The organism is Alteromonas macleodii (genome assembly GCF_903772925.1).
GTDB classification, from domain to species: Bacteria; Pseudomonadota; Gammaproteobacteria; order Enterobacterales; family Alteromonadaceae; genus Alteromonas; species Alteromonas macleodii_A.
This window is the reverse complement of sequence record NZ_LR812090.1, coordinates 2,396,765-2,412,537: the sequence shown is the minus strand read 5'-3', so window position 1 is coordinate 2,412,537 and position 15,773 is coordinate 2,396,765. Positions and strand designations below refer to the sequence as shown.

14 protein-coding genes and 4 tRNA genes are annotated in these 15,773 nt (G+C 42.5%); 15 read left to right on the top strand and 3 right to left on the bottom strand.

All coding sequences use genetic code 11. The features are described from left to right. Positions 1 to 209 precede the first annotated feature (209 nt). The 13 genes from PCAR9_RS10380 (at position 210) to PCAR9_RS10320 (ending at position 12,149) form a co-directional block, all read left to right on the top strand. Positions 210 to 301 (top strand) — tRNA-Ser (locus PCAR9_RS10380). A gap of 255 nt (positions 302 to 556) precedes the next feature. Continuing rightward, entirely contained in the window at positions 557 to 2,671 is a 2,115-nt protein-coding gene (gene ovoA / locus PCAR9_RS10375; protein WP_179983522.1) for a 5-histidylcysteine sulfoxide synthase, read from the top strand. Between the two features lie 340 nt (positions 2,672 to 3,011). Continuing rightward, positions 3,012 to 4,421 (top strand): aminotransferase class I/II-fold pyridoxal phosphate-dependent enzyme, encoded by a 1,410-nt coding sequence (locus PCAR9_RS10370; RefSeq protein WP_420000792.1) that lies wholly within the window; start codon positions 3,012 to 3,014, stop codon positions 4,419 to 4,421. Positions 4,422 to 4,644: 223 nt separating this feature from the next. Then, the gene (locus PCAR9_RS10365) at positions 4,645 to 5,364 is read left to right on the top strand and encodes a pirin family protein (RefSeq protein WP_179983521.1); all 720 of its coding nucleotides are present in this window, start codon (positions 4,645 to 4,647) and stop codon (positions 5,362 to 5,364) included. Positions 5,365 to 5,544: 180 nt separating this feature from the next. Then, entirely contained in the window at positions 5,545 to 6,189 is a 645-nt protein-coding gene (gene uvrY, locus PCAR9_RS10360; protein ID WP_179983520.1) for a UvrY/SirA/GacA family response regulator transcription factor, read from the top strand. Positions 6,190 to 6,220: 31 nt separating this feature from the next. Beyond that, positions 6,221 to 8,038: an excinuclease ABC subunit UvrC gene (uvrC, locus tag PCAR9_RS10355; RefSeq protein ID WP_179983519.1), complete on the top strand. Its 1,818-nt coding sequence runs from the start codon at positions 6,221 to 6,223 to the stop codon at positions 8,036 to 8,038. 122 nt (positions 8,039 to 8,160) lie between these two features. Then, positions 8,161 to 8,733 carry a CDP-diacylglycerol--glycerol-3-phosphate 3-phosphatidyltransferase gene (gene pgsA, locus PCAR9_RS10350; protein ID WP_179983518.1) on the top strand — a complete coding sequence of 191 codons (573 nt, stop codon included), beginning with the start codon at positions 8,161 to 8,163 and terminating at the stop codon, positions 8,731 to 8,733. A 169-nt stretch (positions 8,734 to 8,902) separates the two neighbouring features. Next, positions 8,903 to 8,978 (top strand) — tRNA-Gly (locus PCAR9_RS10345). Between the two features lie 41 nt (positions 8,979 to 9,019). Next, positions 9,020 to 9,093: transfer RNA gene (locus PCAR9_RS10340), tRNA-Cys, on the top strand. 59 nt (positions 9,094 to 9,152) lie between these two features. Next, positions 9,153 to 9,239 (top strand) — tRNA-Leu (locus PCAR9_RS10335). Positions 9,240 to 9,456: 217 nt separating this feature from the next. Continuing rightward, positions 9,457 to 10,695: a tyrosine-type recombinase/integrase gene (locus PCAR9_RS10330; RefSeq protein ID WP_159509664.1), complete on the top strand. Its 1,239-nt coding sequence runs from the start codon at positions 9,457 to 9,459 to the stop codon at positions 10,693 to 10,695. 42 nt (positions 10,696 to 10,737) lie between these two features. Further along, positions 10,738 to 11,202 (top strand): hypothetical protein, encoded by a 465-nt coding sequence (locus PCAR9_RS10325; RefSeq protein ID WP_075177973.1) that lies wholly within the window; start codon positions 10,738 to 10,740, stop codon positions 11,200 to 11,202. An 89-nt stretch (positions 11,203 to 11,291) separates the two neighbouring features. Then, a complete protein-coding gene (locus PCAR9_RS10320) occupies positions 11,292 to 12,149 on the top strand; it encodes a hypothetical protein (protein ID WP_075177972.1) in 858 nt (285 codons plus the stop codon). Positions 12,150 to 12,624: 475 nt separating this feature from the next. On the opposite strand, the gene PCAR9_RS10315 is transcribed toward PCAR9_RS10320, so the two are convergent. The 3 genes from PCAR9_RS10315 to PCAR9_RS10305 are packed head-to-tail and all read right to left on the bottom strand — an operon-like array spanning position 12,625 to position 14,142. Beyond that, complete coding sequence (locus PCAR9_RS10315; RefSeq protein WP_075177971.1) at positions 12,625 to 13,023, bottom strand: hypothetical protein; 399 nt, start codon at positions 13,021 to 13,023, stop codon at positions 12,625 to 12,627. Further along, the gene (locus PCAR9_RS10310; protein ID WP_179983517.1) at positions 13,004 to 13,267 is read right to left on the bottom strand and encodes a hypothetical protein; all 264 of its coding nucleotides are present in this window, start codon (positions 13,265 to 13,267) and stop codon (positions 13,004 to 13,006) included. The genes PCAR9_RS10315 and PCAR9_RS10310 overlap by 20 nt, the downstream gene beginning before the upstream one ends. Next, the gene (locus PCAR9_RS10305; RefSeq protein ID WP_075177969.1) at positions 13,267 to 14,142 is read right to left on the bottom strand and encodes an LAPAL motif-containing putative phage structural protein; all 876 of its coding nucleotides are present in this window, start codon (positions 14,140 to 14,142) and stop codon (positions 13,267 to 13,269) included. The genes PCAR9_RS10310 and PCAR9_RS10305 overlap by 1 nt, the downstream gene beginning before the upstream one ends. A gap of 813 nt (positions 14,143 to 14,955) precedes the next feature. On the opposite strand from PCAR9_RS10305, the gene PCAR9_RS10300 reads away from it, so the two are divergent. Both PCAR9_RS10300 and PCAR9_RS10295 read left to right on the top strand, forming a co-directional pair. Beyond that, the gene (locus PCAR9_RS10300) at positions 14,956 to 15,177 is read left to right on the top strand and encodes a helix-turn-helix transcriptional regulator (RefSeq protein ID WP_044447590.1); all 222 of its coding nucleotides are present in this window, start codon (positions 14,956 to 14,958) and stop codon (positions 15,175 to 15,177) included. After that, a complete protein-coding gene (locus PCAR9_RS10295; protein ID WP_075177968.1) occupies positions 15,177 to 15,467 on the top strand; it encodes a hypothetical protein in 291 nt (96 codons plus the stop codon). Before PCAR9_RS10300 ends, PCAR9_RS10295 begins: the two co-directional genes overlap by 1 nt. Positions 15,468 to 15,773: the final 306 nt, after the last annotated feature.

The following is a 15,773-nucleotide window of genomic DNA, read 5'->3' as shown; positions in this document are numbered from 1 at the left end:
CTGTGGAAAGGGCATTTATTTCCATTTAGTTGTACATTACGGAATCATTAGCTAGAAACAATAAGCGCGTTAGCAATGAAAATTGGTTCCGTTTTAACCAAAGGTGATTAAGCTTCTTGCAAAAAGATGAATATTTCACCAGTTGATTGATTTAATTGAAATTAGTGCTTTACAGCGTGCCGTAAATCATTAAGATAAGTACCACTTCAGGAGAGTTGGCAGAGCCCGGTTTAATGCACCTGACTTGAAATCAGACGTGGGGTCAAACCCACCGGGGGTTCGAATCCCTCACTCTCCGCCACATTACGAAAACCCGCACATTGTTGCGGGTTTTTTTATGGGTGAAATATTTTCTGATCTCATCTTGTCTGTATCTTGTAATTACAAAACATTTCATAAAAACCAAGTTATGTCGCGCTTTATTCACAAAAGCTTGATATATATAAAAAGGTTTACAATCAACTGAAATCATTACGGCATATTAAAGCGGTATACTCACACGTGTATCGTTGGTCCTACGCAGTTGGTAGTAATAACAAGAATTCAAGAGGACATTATGCAGGCAATGCCCACACTTAATCTTCGGGAAGGTACGGTTGAACAAAAAAGACAGGAAATAAAGGCGTATTTCCTCGACTCATTTAACACATATGAATCACTTTTCTCTTGCCTAGCGAATGACGAGGTCTATTACGAGCGACCTGAAAAGCTGCGTCATCCGTTAATTTTTTATTTTGGCCACACCGCCACGTTTTTTATCAATAAGCTCGTGCTTTCAAAGGCCATCAACGAGCGTATTAACCCTAAGTTTGAATCACTCTTCGCTATTGGCGTTGATGAAATGAGTTGGGATGACCTCAATGATGAAAACTACGATTGGCCGCAGGTTGAAGAGGTGCGTCAATATCGAAATCAAGTGCGCACCTTGGTATGCGACCTTATAGATACCATGCCGTTTAGCATGCCTATCGACTGGGACAGCCCAATGTGGCCTTTAGTGATGGGAATAGAGCACGAACGCATTCATTTAGAAACCTCGTCTGTACTTATTAGGCAATTACCTATTTCATCTGTGCGACCTGGTTCAGATTGGCCTGTTTGCCCTACAATGCTCACTAAGCCTGAAGAGCTTGATCACAACGCATTAATTACGGTTCCAGCGCAAACGGTAATTAATGATAAGACTTGGGATAGTGCCTACTACGGCTGGGACAATGAATATGGAACTCAGCAAGAATCTGTAAGCGAGTTTAGTGCATCTAAGTATCTGGTAAGCAATGGCGAGTATCTAGCTTTCGTTAAAGACGGCGGCTATCATAATGCGAAGTATTGGGAAGCCGAAGGCAATAAGTGGCGTGAATACACCCAAGCCCAACTTCCTGTGTTTTGGGTTAAAAAAGGCGATGACTATGTGTATCGCAGTATGCTTGAAGAACACCCACTCCCTTTAGATTGGCCAGTAGACGTTAATTATCACGAAGCAAAAGCCTTTTGTAATTACTTAAGCGAGAAGACTGGGTCGCTTATTCGCTTGCCCACTGAAAATGAGTGGCAAGCGCTGCGTCAGTACGCTGGTGTATCACAACCGATTTACGCCGATGGATTCAACATCGCTCTGCAAAAATATGCATCGAGTGAGCCTGTTAATGTAAATCAGTCAGGCGAGTTTTTTGATGTAGTAGGGAACGTATGGCAGTGGACTGAAACACCTATCTATCCGTTTGAAGGTTTTAAAGTGCACCCTCTGTACGACGACTTTACTACGCCAACGTATGATAACAAGCATAACCTCATTAAAGGTGGTAGCTGGGTGTCTACTGGTAACGAGGCAATGAAAGACAGCCGTTACGCATTTAGGCGACATTTCTTTCAGCATGCCGGATTTAGATATGTTCAAGGAAAGCGAGTTATAGCAGTGAACGATTTTGATTATGAAAGCGATACACAAGTGTCGCAATATAGCGAGTTTCACTATGGTGACGAATATTATGGTGTGCCCAATTTCGCTAAAGCCAGTGCTCAGTTTTGTGTTGAAAATATGCAAGGACGTGAACATAGCAAAGCATTAGATCTAGGCTGTGCTGTGGGTCGTTCAACGTTTGAACTTGCCAAACACTTCGACCACGTTGATGGCATTGATTTTTCTGCTCGCTTCATTAAAACCGCATTTGATATGCAAGAGCGTGGTGAGATCCGCTATAACCTAATAGAAGAAGGTGAATTAACGTCATTTAAGGCAAGGAAACTATCCGCTTTAGGTTTAGAAGAAAGTGCGGAAAAGGTTACTTTCGCTCAGGGCGATGCGTGTAATTTAAAACCTCAGTATACGGGCTACGACCTTATCTTTATGGGGAATTTAATTGATAGGGTCTATAGCCCTAGGAGAGTACTGGCTGATATGGCAAAACGTTTAAACATCGGCGGTTTGCTTGTTGTTGCCAGCCCCTTCACATGGCTTGAAGAATACACAGAGAGAAGCGAGTGGTTAGGGGGCTATAAAGATGAAAATGGTGAAACACTGAGTTCTACGCAAGCGCTAGAAGATGCGCTAGGTAGCGGCTTTAAGCGCGTTGGCGAGCCCACAGAGCTGCCGTTTGTCATTCGAGAAACCAAACGTAAATATCAGCACACGCTTTCCGAGTTCAACGTATTTGAAAAGGTAAGCGATTAAAGGCTAGATAAAAGACGCTTGTGTCATGCTTTAGGGCCATGCCTTGGTGCCTAGTTTTGGAGCTGCGCTTTGGGTTATAACATTAAACAAAGCGTGGCTTGATATCAGAGGCGGCATGTTGTTTAAATTAGCACCTATACAAATAATAACTGAGAACGCGTTATGCTTATTACAGTGCCAAGAAGCCCTTAGCTCGAGTCAGCAGGGCAACTCAACAGCACAAAATTAGCAGAGCAAGCAAAAGGGCAAAATACTGCCAGAATAGTAAGTAGTGAGTAAGTCGAGGGTGAACGAAGGGCAAAATCAACTCCCAGTGTTCAGCGCATTTGAGCACGAGTTTATGCCTCACAAAGATGTGTGGCAGGCTCCCGCTCACCTGAAACTCGACCAAACTCGGCTAAAGTATTCAGCAATATTGCCTCGCTTTTATAGCTCGGTGGCTCAGCAAACATCGGTCATAGATTCTCAGCAAGAGCCTATTGCTATGTGGATAGCCGATATGGATGTACCACCATGCGATTATATTCTAAGTGCAGTTACAAAAAACCTTCGCTCAACATATGGGTATCAGTCTCTTGATATTGGTGAGGCTGTGGCTAAACGTTTTGAACGCAGTTCACCGAAATACAGCCGTTTTGAGGTAAAGAGCAGTGATGTAGTTGATGTGGCCAGTGTTATTGGCGCAATAGACGTAGCGCTTCGAACATTTTGTAAAGCCAGACAGAAGGTGATGGTGTTGACACCAACCTATTCGCCCATAGTCGAAACGGTGAAAAACAATGATTTAGAACCAATATACATACCAGTAGGGCAGCCGGACTTTACCGTTGAAGAGAAATATACTCATGTAGCTTGGTCACACACTAGTAATGAGCAAAGTATCGATGATTCGTTTAACGACATAGACCTTGACGCTTTAGACAAATCTGCAGTTGCATTTGTTATCTGTCACCCCAACAACCCTACTGGCACAGTATTAAGCGCTTCAGCACAACGTAAAATCGTGGATTTTTGCGCTTATCACAATATTTTGTTGGTCACTGATGAAGTACACAGTGAATTTGCCTTTAACTCACATAACGAGCCGACCCTTATCCCTATCTTTGGCTGTGAACTTGATAGCGCAGGTTTGAACGAAGCTGAAAAAAGTGAGCAAGATAAACCAATAAATAAAAATATCGTTCACACACCGCGAATTATCCACCTTAATAGTGCCTCTAAGGCCTTCAACCTAGCCAGTGTTCCCGGTGCTTCGTACGCAGTTATTAAAGATCAAAGAACCCGTGATAAATTTTCACAAGTAATCAGTGCTCGGCACCTTAACGCAAGCAATTTGGGCAAAGTTGCTCTTATTGCCGCCTACGAGAATGGCAGCAACTGGTTGGATACGGTTAAAAGTGCGTTAGCCTTTAATAGAAAGCTAGTTGTGCGCTTTTTCAAGCACTACGGCATCGATGTAAGCTATACCATGGGAAGCGCTGGCTACTTCCTCTGGCTAGATCTCGCCTCATTTCCATTGAAGATCTTACAACCAATGGTTTCTGTGAAAACGGCAAAAGATTCAATGGGAAAGGAGACTGATCAGTTTCTTCGTTATTCACCTGTTACAAGTGTGGAACAGTGTATAGAGCGGGGCGTAGTAGGTAACGACGGAGCCCCCTTCGGCGCGCCAAATCATATAAGGCTTAATTTGGCCTGTCATCCTGCGGTTATCGAAACCGCACTGCAGCGTTTGTGCTTTACGTTGTAACTCTTAGTTACTGCTTAACTTGAATTACACGCCAATAAGTTGCTAATAGTTCTTTTTAAATTCTAAATAATAGAACAAATAACTCTATAATCCCGCATTTTATTCCTACTAAAAAGAATTAAACTAACTGTATTGTGAATCAAATAAACCAATATAGAAGCTCCTACGTGGCATGTGGAAAGTTAAAAGGTGTTGTAAGAGCAGAAAGGTTTAAGGAATCAAAATGATGTACTTGCGAAAAGCGAACGAAAGAGGAAAAGTTAATTTTGGCTGGCTAGAAAGCCGACACAGTTTTTCATTCGGGCACTATTATGATGCGAAGCACATGGGCTTTTCAGCGTTAAGGGTGATTAATGATGATATTGTTCAAGCAGGTAGAGGTTTTGAGACGCATGGCCATAGAGATATGGAAATAATTTCATATGTAGTGAGCGGTGCTTTGAAACACGAAGACAACACGGGTAATGAATACGTGGTACCTGCGGGTGATATACAAGTGATGAGTGCGGGTCGCGGTATTATGCACTCAGAGTTTAATCCCTCTAGTGAAGAACCTGTGAACTTTCTTCAAATTTGGATTGTGCCAAATGAAAAAGGTGGGGTCCCAGGTTATACCCAGAAAACCTTCGGTAGTAATGCGGGTGGTAATGAAAAGCTGGAGTTGCTCGTAAGTGGTGACGGCAAAGATGGTTCGTTGAAAATTAAACAGAATGCGTCAATAAGTCGCTTGACCTTGAAGGCTCAAGAAACTTGGCAACGAAATGCTGAAGGGCAAAAAGGGTATCTTCATATCATTTCAGGTGGGGCAAAAGCTTCGGCGAAAAGTGCACGTGAAATAGTTGAACTGGAATCTGGCGATGCTGTTGGGATCTATGAGGACGATAGTATTACGCTCACTGCCTCTCAAGATTTAATTGCCCTTTGGTTTGATTTACCAATTTAATTGGCTAAAGGTAATCTAGATCAATAATTTAGTTTCAATTTGTGTATCTCTACTTCACGAATCTTTATCTCGTGGTATGATGGCTACGATAAGGTTTTAGGCTGTTAATAGTTATCATTAACGAATATTGACAGTCTTTAACCTAGTTGTTTAGAAAACTGAAGTCAGTGAGATACTAGAGTGATAAAAATAATCCTAGCAGATGACCACGATTTGGTCAGAAGAGGGATACGCCTAATTCTGGAAGACGTAGAAGATTTTACTGTTATCGATGAAGCGAGTAACGGTGAAGATGCGGTACAAATGTGCCGAAAAAATGCGCCAGATGTGGTACTCATGGACGTGAACATGCCCGGTATTGGCGGACTCGAGGCGACAAAGAGAATTGTTCGCATGTCAGAAAATACGCGGGTGATATGTGTTTCAATGCACAAAGAAAGCCCAATACCTATGCAGGTAATGGAAGCGGGTGCGTTTGGATTTCTTACCAAAGACGCAAAGCCAGATGAGGTCATTCTTGCCATTCATAAAGTAGCGGCGGGGCAAATGTATCTCGACAACGAAATGGCCAATAGCATTGCGATAAGTAAGTTATTGCCAAGTTCGGATAATCCATTTGATGAGCTATCGAGTAGAGAACTTACAATAGCCATGAGATTAACCGAAGGTCATAAAGTGCCAGATATTGCTCGAGAACTTAGCATCAATTCAAAAACGGTTAATACCTACCGTTATCGTATGTTCCAAAAATTAGGCGTGACGTCTGACGTAGAGTTAACACACTTAGCCTACCGTCATAAGCTAATCAGTCCTAATACCTTTTAAGCGTCACTAGACGCATAACGTCAAAGTGATTATGTCTGCATTTGATTCAGCAGCATTTCTTAAGAATTTAACCTCTCAACCTGGTGTGTACCGTATGTATAACAGCCAGGAAGAGGTTATTTACGTAGGAAAAGCCAAAAACCTTAAAAAGCGAGTATCAAGTTACTTTCGTACTAACCTTGATAACGCTAAAACTCGTTCGCTAGTTAGCCAGATTGCGAACATGGATGTCACCGTTGTAAATAGTGAGACCGAAGCGTTTCTACTAGAGAACAACTTCATTAAGAAGTATAAGCCACGTTACAACGTGGTAATGCGTGACGACAAATCTTACCCTTTTATCTTTTTATCAGATCACGAACATCCTCGGCTTTCTTTCCATCGCGGCCCTCAAAAGAAAAAGGGCGAATATTTCGGGCCATACCCGAGTGCATGGTCAGTGCGAGAAAGCTTACGCTCTATGCAGCGTATTTTTCCCGTTCGTCAATGCGAAGACAGCTATTACCGTGCGCGCAGCAGACCTTGCCTTCAGTATCAGATGCAGCGGTGCAGCGCGCCTTGTGTTGAAGGCTATGTGAGCGATGAGGAATATAAAGAGCAGGTCAATTTTGCTCGCTTATTCTTAAAAGGTAAAAACCAGCAAGTCATTGGTGGGCTGGTGGACAAAATGGAAAAAGCGAGCGAAGCATTAAACTTCGAGGCCGCGGCGCGTTATCGCGATCAGATAAACGCATTAAGGAAAGTACAAGAGCGACAATGGGTTGCCGGTACCCAAGACGAAATGGATGTGTTTGGCTTCGCGTTCAAAGGCAACATGGCCTGTATCCAGGTAATGTTTATTCGCGAAGGGCAGTTATTAGGCAGTAAAGCGTATTTCCCTAAAGTACCCAATACGGCAGACGAGCAAGAAGTTTTCGAATCTTTTTTCCTACAATTTTATTTAGCTGGCAACAAAGTCATTCCTAAACAAATTGTGTTGAGCAACACTCTTAGTGACGAAGATGCTATTGCAGATGTACTTGCCAGTGAAGCAGGGCACAAGGTGCATTTCTTCAAAGGGGCGAGGGAAGAGAAGCGTAAGTATCTTCAGCTTGCCCAATCAAATGCACAAACCGCGTTAGATGCTCAATATAGCCAACAAAAGTCTGTGTTTGCCCGTTATCTAGACTTAGAAGCGGCACTTGAAGTGGATACCCCCATTCAGCGCATGGAATGTTTTGATATTTCTCACACCTCTGGTCAACAAACAGTGGCGTCCTGCGTGGTATTCAATCGAGAAGGGCCACATAAAAGTGACTACCGTCGCTACAACATTGAAGGCATCACACCTGGAGATGATTATGCGGCTATGGCGCAAGCATTAAAGCGTCGCTATAAGTCCGTTAAAGAAGTGCAGAAAATTCCGGACCTTTTATTAATAGATGGTGGTAAAGGTCAGCTTGCCCAAGCTGAGGCGTTCTTTGAAGACTGGCCTCATGATAAAAAGCCCATGCTTTTAGGTGTAGCAAAGGGCACTACCCGTAAGCCCGGCTTAGAAACCCTGATTTTGGCAGGCAGTCATCAAGTGCTTCCAATGGATAGCCATTCGCCTGGGCTTCACCTTATTCAGCATATTCGCGATGAATCACACCGATTTGCTATCACTGGGCACCGCAACCGCCGTCAGAAAGTGAAAACGACCTCAAGCCTTGAAAGTATTCCTGGTATAGGCGCTAAGCGCAGACAAACGTTGTTGAAGTTTATGGGCGGCTTACAAGGTCTTAAAAAGGCCAGTAAAGATGAAATAGCAAGTGTACCAGGCATAAGCCCAGAACTGGCGGACACTATTTACGACCACCTTCATCAATAAATGACTGAGTAACAAGCAATACATTGCAAATTAAGGTAATGTGTTGTGAAAATGCAAGAAGCTGAGTTAAAAGCTACTGCGCTAAAACGCCCATAGAGGCATAACACCGAGATGTAATTTTTATGTGGACTGTTCCAAACTGTATTACTTTATTTCGAGTAATCCTTATACCTGTTTTTGTGGTTGTTTATTTTCTTGATTGGCGCTGGGCGCACGAGGCAGGGGCCTTTATCTTTTGGCTGGCAGCCATTACCGACTGGTTTGATGGTTATTTAGCTAGAAAACTTCAGCAATCTACACCCTTTGGCGCCTTCTTAGACCCAGTAGCAGATAAACTTATCGTTGGTGCCGCGCTTCTTATGATCACACATAGTTATGCAAACCTTTGGATAACTTTGCCATCCATTGCGCTTTTAGTGCGTGAAATTTATGTATCGGCACTACGAGAATGGATGGGGTCAAATGGCGTAAGAGACGCTGTTAAAGTGTCTTTTATAGGTAAAGCTAAAACAACTGCTCAAATGTTAGCCTTAATTGGATTACTTTCAGGGTTAGAAACTTTTATGGGCGTAACAATTTATTGGGTTTCTTTAGGTTATATCCTTTTATATTTCTCTGCAGTGCTGTCAATTTGGTCAATGTTTGTTTATACAAAAGCGGCGTGGCCACACCTTCGAAGTGGCGCAGCAAAGTAGAATTGATCGCGGTTTAATCAAAGTGAATAAAAAAATAGCAAACGATCATAAAAAACCGCATTTATCTCAATTTAAACGCTTTTTTGTGTTGACAGTTTTGAATGGGTAGGTAGAATGCACCCCACATTTCGAGAGGACATCAACCAAACGAAATGGTCGATTAAGACATGCGGGAATAGCTCAGTTGGTAGAGCACGACCTTGCCAAGGTCGGGGTCGCGAGTTCGAATCTCGTTTCCCGCTCCAATCTCTTAGAGATAAGTTTTAATCACGCGCCAGACGCATCTGGCGGAATGGCAGAATGGCTATGCAGCGGATTGCAAATCCGTCTATCTCGGTTCGACTCCGGGTTCCGCCTCCAAACGCTGCAACGCAGCATCAGGTTCTACGCCTGACACCTTTGCTGAAAAGCAACCCGATGCCCGGGTGGTGAAATTGGTAGACACAAGGGATTTAAAATCCCTCGCTGGTAACAGCGTGCCGGTTCAAGTCCGGCCCCGGGCACCATTTCATAGTTTTTAATAGTTTCTTACAGTCAATCTAACACCTCAAACTCCCTATTTTTCAGCATTTACAGTGTCTACCTGTATATTGTCGTCTATTGTCATCTCGTGGTACATGGTGCTACATTCGGTGCTACACAGGTTCAATTACGACTAAATAGCACCAGCAAGTAAGCATGTTGGTAGCACCAGTCGATTAATCAGACGATAGGTAGCACCACATGCCCTTAACAGACATTCAAATAAAGCAAGCTCAAGCAAGCACAAAGGATATTTGGCTCACTGATGAGAAGGGCCTGCGTTTGCTCGTGAAAAAGAATGGCTCTAAGTACTGGCGTCTTAAGTATCGTTTTCAGGGAAAACAAAAGACATTGGCAATTGGCGTCTATCCAGAAGTATCGTTAAAGGATGCACGAGAAGCAGTTTCAGAAGCTAGAAGACAATTAAGAGATGATATTGACCCTAGCGCTATAAAGCAGGAAAAGAAGCACCTTTCTTCTGTAAGCGAAATAGAACTGTTTAACACTCAAGCACGGCTTTGGTGGAACAAACAAAAGGGCCAGTGGAGCGAGGGCCATGCCGCCCGAATTTGGACTCGTTTAAATGATAATGCGTTGAAGACGCTAGGCAAGCGGCCCATTGGTGAAATCACACCTCAAGATATAATTAGAACCGTTCAAAAAATAGAAACGCGTGGTGCGCTCGATGTTGCTCAAAGAGTACTTCAAGACATTAGGCGCGTTTGTCGCTTCGCTGTACAGACTGGCGTTTTACTCCATAACCCTGCTTCTGAGCTATCCGGAATACTGGAAAAGCGTAAAACATCGCACAGGGCCTCTTTACCAAGGGAAGAATTGCCACAGTTTCTACGTGATTTAGATGACTACCACCAGCAAGGCCGCTTGCTCACCAAGCTAGCTATTGAACTATTGGTACACACTTTTGTTAGACCTGGTGAGTTAGCCGGTGCCCGTTGGGATGAATTCGACTTAGAAGAAAAGCTATGGCGCATACCAGCGCATAGAATGAAAATGAAGTCTGATCACATCGTGCCACTTTCTAGGCAAGCACTTGCAGTATTAGAAAATACCAAGCCGTTCAGCGCTCGTTTTGAGTTCGTTTTTCCTTCTGAAAGAGATAGGTTTAAGCAAATGTCTGACAATACTATGCGGATGGCTATTTTTCGCATGGGCTATGATGGTGAAACTAAAGGCAAAAGCAAGGCTAACCCACATGGGTTCCGTGCTACTGCATCTTCAATACTAAATGAAACTGGCTTTAACCCAGACGCAATAGAACGTCAGCTTTCACATATGGAAAGGAATGGTGTTAGAGCTGCTTACACGCACCATGCTCGTTACTTAGAAGAACGTAAAGAAATGATGCAATGGTGGAGTGATTACTTAGATAGTCTTAAGAATAACGGTAACGTTACGCCCATTTTTAAAAAACAAGCCTGATGAGTGTCGTGCAGGGTCAATTAACTACGGTAGGGAATTAATATGGAAATCAATAACAGATTGAAGAATTACTTAGACGCAGGTGAGCATGAGAGTCAGCTACTAGCGTTCACCAGTTTGTATAACACCATGCAGCTTGTTATAGATGGTGGTCGCAGCTATACAGACTCACAGTCTCAGACGTTATCAGAGGCGCTCAGCTTAATGTTACCCGCATTTAAAAGTACGTTAACTCAGCTTGAAAGCATTGGTAAGGGTGATAGTTCTAAAGACCTAGCGTTAATCATTAGGACAAGAGAAGCTTCAAGTGCCCTAGCAGATGAAATGCTAGGCATTCTAGAAAACGGCGTATTCCAACAAAAAGATTCATCTACAGAGTATCAATCTTTTAGAAGTGCCTGTTATAGCGTTAGTTCTCAGATATGTGACGCTTCACACGAATATCATGCGATTCTTCATAAGTATATCGACCCTGACTATAACGTGCTGACTATCACCGCAGCTTAGCCTTATAAACTGGCGCTAGGGTAGCTCCCGAAAAGTGACCCCAATCACCTGTGCCAGTTCCTCTTTATGGGATTCCGTAGGGGTACGGTATGACAAAAATGCTTGGTTCATTAGATGAAGCATTATCATCGTGGGAAAATGAAATTCTTCCTGATCTACAACACAAGGCCAGAAGCATACAAAGCCTTAATAAGGAATTAGCCACGGCACAAAGCGAAGGTAGCCGTGAATATCTTAGTTTACTTATTGATAGGGCCGTGCGCGCTTCACAAGCTATTAGCGACATACCTAGGCTCTTTTATGATAACCCTGATAACGCTTATATCTGGAAAGATGCTATATCCTGTAGCGACTACACAGCTTCAGACTTACTTGCTGTAATTGTAATGGGGTATTTAGGGCCTGATAACCCCCAGGGCAAGCTAACAGCAAAGGATAGGCAAAAGTGGAAAGCTGATGTGGCTCAAACGTCGCAGAAACTCGCCGCCCTTCTATCTGGAAGCGACTTACAATCAGTATCTGACGAAAGAGTATTTAACCTATACAAAGACCTAGCGTGGCTTATTGATTTTCATGTAACGAATAGAGAAGAGGCGAAGGTCTTGAAAGGCGCATTAGAAGATAGAGTATTTGAGTCTTCATTTGGCTTTATGTGGGACTTAGATAGGCTTACTAAGGTTAATGCTGCTTCTGAACGTTTTAAGTCATGGCATGACTTACAATATACCTATGAGCCTTTCTGGCCCGAGATCATCCTAAAGAAACCTAATGACGCCAATGCACCACGGGCTTACTTTATCCGATATGTCACTTACTGTTTGCTTAACCTAACAAACAAAGCCCAAATAGACCGCGTAAAGCGACTTTCTGACACTTTCTATAGTGAGGTCGATACTAAGTCAATACGGGGCCTTACAGCGGATTTAACCGCAGCACACAAAAGGTAGGCCTCTGTGTAATAGGGGAAATGTGATAATTACCGTTTTAAAACCTTTCTAGCGTTTAATGCTACAATTCATGATTTATCGCCACTTACTAGGTATTATGAATTTGCTCGGCGTTACCATGCCAGTAAACCCAAGTCTTTAGAGCGCTGATTGTAACATTACAAAGCTATTTTACGCGAAGCCTCTTTTGGCGAATTACTGGCAATATGAATACGAAGTTATGCGGTCCCATATCATGGTTTCTAAGCTCTTTGCTGTACCTTGCCAAAAGGTGCTGTTTCGACAGAGTAGCATAATCAGAGATGCAAAGGAGAGTCACAGCGTTGAAGGACTAGTTTCTAACTTAGTCAGAGGCCAGGCTGCTGCATATGTTAGCGGTACATTGCGACCACTAAGTGTTGTGAATGTAAGTTCAAAAAAGTTGTATTTTCATAGCCCGACTAGAATGTCGGGCTATAGGGGAATGAAAGTTAGTCTAGGTTTGAGTGCGCCGGGTTGGCGCTTCCGACGTAGGAGTAATTTCCGGTGCTCTTTGCCTAGAGCGCATCAACATAAATAACTCAGTTTGAAGTTCTTTCTTATGTTCAGCCAGCAAGTTAGTGTTTTTTAAATCCTTCTCACAGCGCTTTATTTGGTCGTCAACCTTCTCATGGTACATTTTATAAGCTCGTTTAGCGGATGCTTCACTAAATGATGACCAGCCTAATAAGACTCTTAAGTACTCGAATAAAAACAACGCACCTGTTATTGTCGCAGGAACAATCGTCATTAGCAGTTCTTTTAAGTCACCGCCTATTTTGAAATATGCAATGATTGCGAGAAGTCCAGATGAAACCCCTCCCGCTCCTAATTTTTCAATTTTCCCTAGTGCCACGACCAAATCCTAATGACTGTAACCGTTTTTCGAGGTCCAGCGCGTAGTCTGTTTTTGGGTCAACTACCACTGAATATGTCTTATCGCCATCCTTGAATGTAAGCTTCAAGTAACGCTTTTGAAATAAACGAGTCCAAATAGGCATTGTTATCGTGAAAGCAATTTTTGCAATCAAGGGCGCAGCTAAGATCGAAGAGATCAAGAATACACCTTCAAGCAGCAAATTAATTTCATGAGAACTCATTAGAGTACCTTTTTAGATTCTTCCACACGATGGCGGATAACTTGTTCAATAGACCTTGTTGTTGTGGTCTTTCCGTCAACGATACGTTCGACAGTCTTTAGTTTTACTTCAAACATGTCACCTTTAATGAACTGACGCTCTCGGTTCGTTATACGTTCCATGAATGCCTCATCGTTCATTCTAGCCGATACTTCATCATTATTGGGCAGTCTGATCTTCCAGCCCGTTTTACTTTCTAGTGCGACAACTGTAAATACTACGTTAATGGCTTTTTCTGTAGTTATTTCCTCTGCCATAAGTCTTCTTGAGGGCGCTTTGAAGTACTCCACTTCTTCCGGTGTTACTTCTTCGACGACCTCGTTGTTATCGTCCAACAGCTTTACTGTAGCACCATCCTCAAAATCAGATGCTTTTTTCACTACTTCGGAAATATGCTTTCTGATTGAAAAGTTAGAAACTAACTTGTCTACAGTTACGGGGATCTTTACTTTTTCACCGTCATCAAATGTAATCTCTGCAACATCATCAATAATTTGCTTTTCAACTTGCTTCCGATTGCGCAGGGCTTTTAGCGCCCCAAAAACAGTACCAATTGAAACAGATGCGGTCGTGGTTGCAATACCAAGCGCACGAAGCACTTCAATACCACCATTATCTAGCCACGCAACAAACTCTACAATGAAAGAGCCTGGTTCGTGTGCTTGAACTTCGACCCTTGCGTCTGCTTCCTCACCATGTAAGACCTTTGTAGACTCTTTTATTAACTGAGACATATTAATCAGGCTGGTGCCCAATATGGATGCATCAATCGTATTATCTGCAGTTGAATTAGAATCGTAAGAAAGCTTGAAGACGTATTTGTTATCCGTAGACATTGAATTTCTCCCTGAAAATTTCGGCGTAATATAATTCATTGTGAGATGACAATACAGAGTTTCTTAGTCCCTGTTCGAATCTCATTTACAATGTTTTAGTTCTTATAAGGTTTAAATCTCATCTATATAGACAAGTCTTTCTAGAATGGCTTACAGCTCGCCGATATGCAATAGCAGCTAACAACCGTAATGTTTTGAATCTCCAGAACGAGAGTACCTAGCTCATTCTTTAGTAGCTCCACAAAAAAATCATTTTTCCGACAAGTATTTCAACAAGTCGAAACCAGCATCTAATTTCCCTTCCCATAATTCTACGCATACTTTCCTAGACATGGTGTTACGTATTGACCAACAGAGAATATAATCCAAAGGCTAAAAGGGCTAGGAAGCAATCATTAAGAATATCAATTTCCGCTACTAATGTGACGTGTGACGTATGTTCTTTTAAATGCTTAGAAGAGTAGCTTCATAGTGAGCATTAAATGTGAATATAGATGGCTAGCTAAATACAGCTTCATTGAGGATTGGGTTCGCAAAGCGACCATCGACGATGGTTATTACTCATAGGTTATCTCTGTGAAAGTACTTTCTTACTGGTTCGAATAGAGAGTACACATCAAGTCATATGGTCATGATTAACCGAATAGCTAATTAAAAGTAAGTTACAAAAAGTTAGGGGGATTTCTTCCTTATTTCCGTGTAAACCCCCTAGGGGGTTTACTAACCATCTGCAAAGTAAACCCCACTTATTATCATTGTTAGAGTGTTCATAATTGTTTCTTCATCAACTGAGAAAGTACTTAAGAGACAATTATGAACAAGAATGTAGCTAACGATTACCCACAAGACGACCCGATTTTAAGAATGAGGGACGTTGAAAAATCCGTAGGTCTGAAAAAGCCAACTATCTACAAGCTTATAAAGCAATCTCAATTCCCTTCACCTATTAATCTAGGTGGTAGAGCAAGCGGTTGGCTTCTTTCAGAAATTAATCAATGGAAAGCTGAACGTATAGCAATATCACGGGGGCAGTAATGCAAAAGACAATCCCGTATAAGCCTGATCACTTCTATTTTCTGGGTTCTACTGTAAATCAAGTTTTAGGCTTTCGAGCTGCTCGCGGTACTGGCCCATGCGAAGTGATGGAAACAGAGAACGAGGGCTATTATTTGGAATATGTCCCCTCTAGTAACTTAGAGCTTCAGTTCAAGTTTAAACACAATACATTGGCTAACGGTGGTAAATGCCTGGTCTACGAAATCCCCGAAACTTTCAACCTTCTTTCAGTAAGCGACAAAGCTAAGCAAATGGGGTTAGACCTATGAAATTACGAGAGCTAACAAGTAAAGAACACCTCAAACCCGAACACGTGTATATCATTGGGGATAGTGAGCATAGAGTACTCGGTTTTCTTGAAGTGTTACGCGTGGCCCGTCAGCCTATAGAGCAATTCACAGTTAACAACTTAATATACCTCTGCTACCCACCAGCAACCGAAATCAATCAGCTACCAAGGGAAGTCATTAACTTACCTTGTGGCGCTACGTGTGTGGTGCATTGGCTAACCTTCAAAGCAAAAAAACGAAAACCCCAAAAGCCTGTAGCCCTTTTCTCAGCTCATGTGAAATCGC

Excerpts from the sequence above, each read along its gene's own strand:
- PCAR9_RS10305 (WP_075177969.1), bottom strand. The coding sequence starts at position 14,142 with ATGTCTACGGATAACAAATACGTCTTCAAGCTTTCTTACGATTCTAAT.
- ovoA (WP_179983522.1), top strand. The coding sequence starts at position 557 with ATGCAGGCAATGCCCACACTTAATCTTCGGGAAGGTACGGTTGAACAA.
- PCAR9_RS10365 (WP_179983521.1), top strand. The coding sequence starts at position 4,645 with ATGATGTACTTGCGAAAAGCGAACGAAAGAGGAAAAGTTAATTTTGGC.
- pgsA (WP_179983518.1), top strand. The coding sequence starts at position 8,161 with ATGTGGACTGTTCCAAACTGTATTACTTTATTTCGAGTAATCCTTATA.
- PCAR9_RS10310 (WP_179983517.1), bottom strand. The coding sequence starts at position 13,267 with ATGAGTTCTCATGAAATTAATTTGCTGCTTGAAGGTGTATTCTTGATC.
- PCAR9_RS10295 (WP_075177968.1), top strand. The coding sequence starts at position 15,177 with ATGCAAAAGACAATCCCGTATAAGCCTGATCACTTCTATTTTCTGGGT.
- PCAR9_RS10300 (WP_044447590.1), top strand. The coding sequence starts at position 14,956 with ATGAACAAGAATGTAGCTAACGATTACCCACAAGACGACCCGATTTTA.
- PCAR9_RS10325 (WP_075177973.1), top strand. The coding sequence starts at position 10,738 with ATGGAAATCAATAACAGATTGAAGAATTACTTAGACGCAGGTGAGCAT.
- uvrC (WP_179983519.1), top strand. The coding sequence starts at position 6,221 with ATGTCTGCATTTGATTCAGCAGCATTTCTTAAGAATTTAACCTCTCAA.
- PCAR9_RS10320 (WP_075177972.1), top strand. The coding sequence starts at position 11,292 with ATGACAAAAATGCTTGGTTCATTAGATGAAGCATTATCATCGTGGGAA.
- PCAR9_RS10370 (WP_420000792.1), top strand. The coding sequence starts at position 3,012 with ATGCCTCACAAAGATGTGTGGCAGGCTCCCGCTCACCTGAAACTCGAC.
- PCAR9_RS10330 (WP_159509664.1), top strand. The coding sequence starts at position 9,457 with ATGCCCTTAACAGACATTCAAATAAAGCAAGCTCAAGCAAGCACAAAG.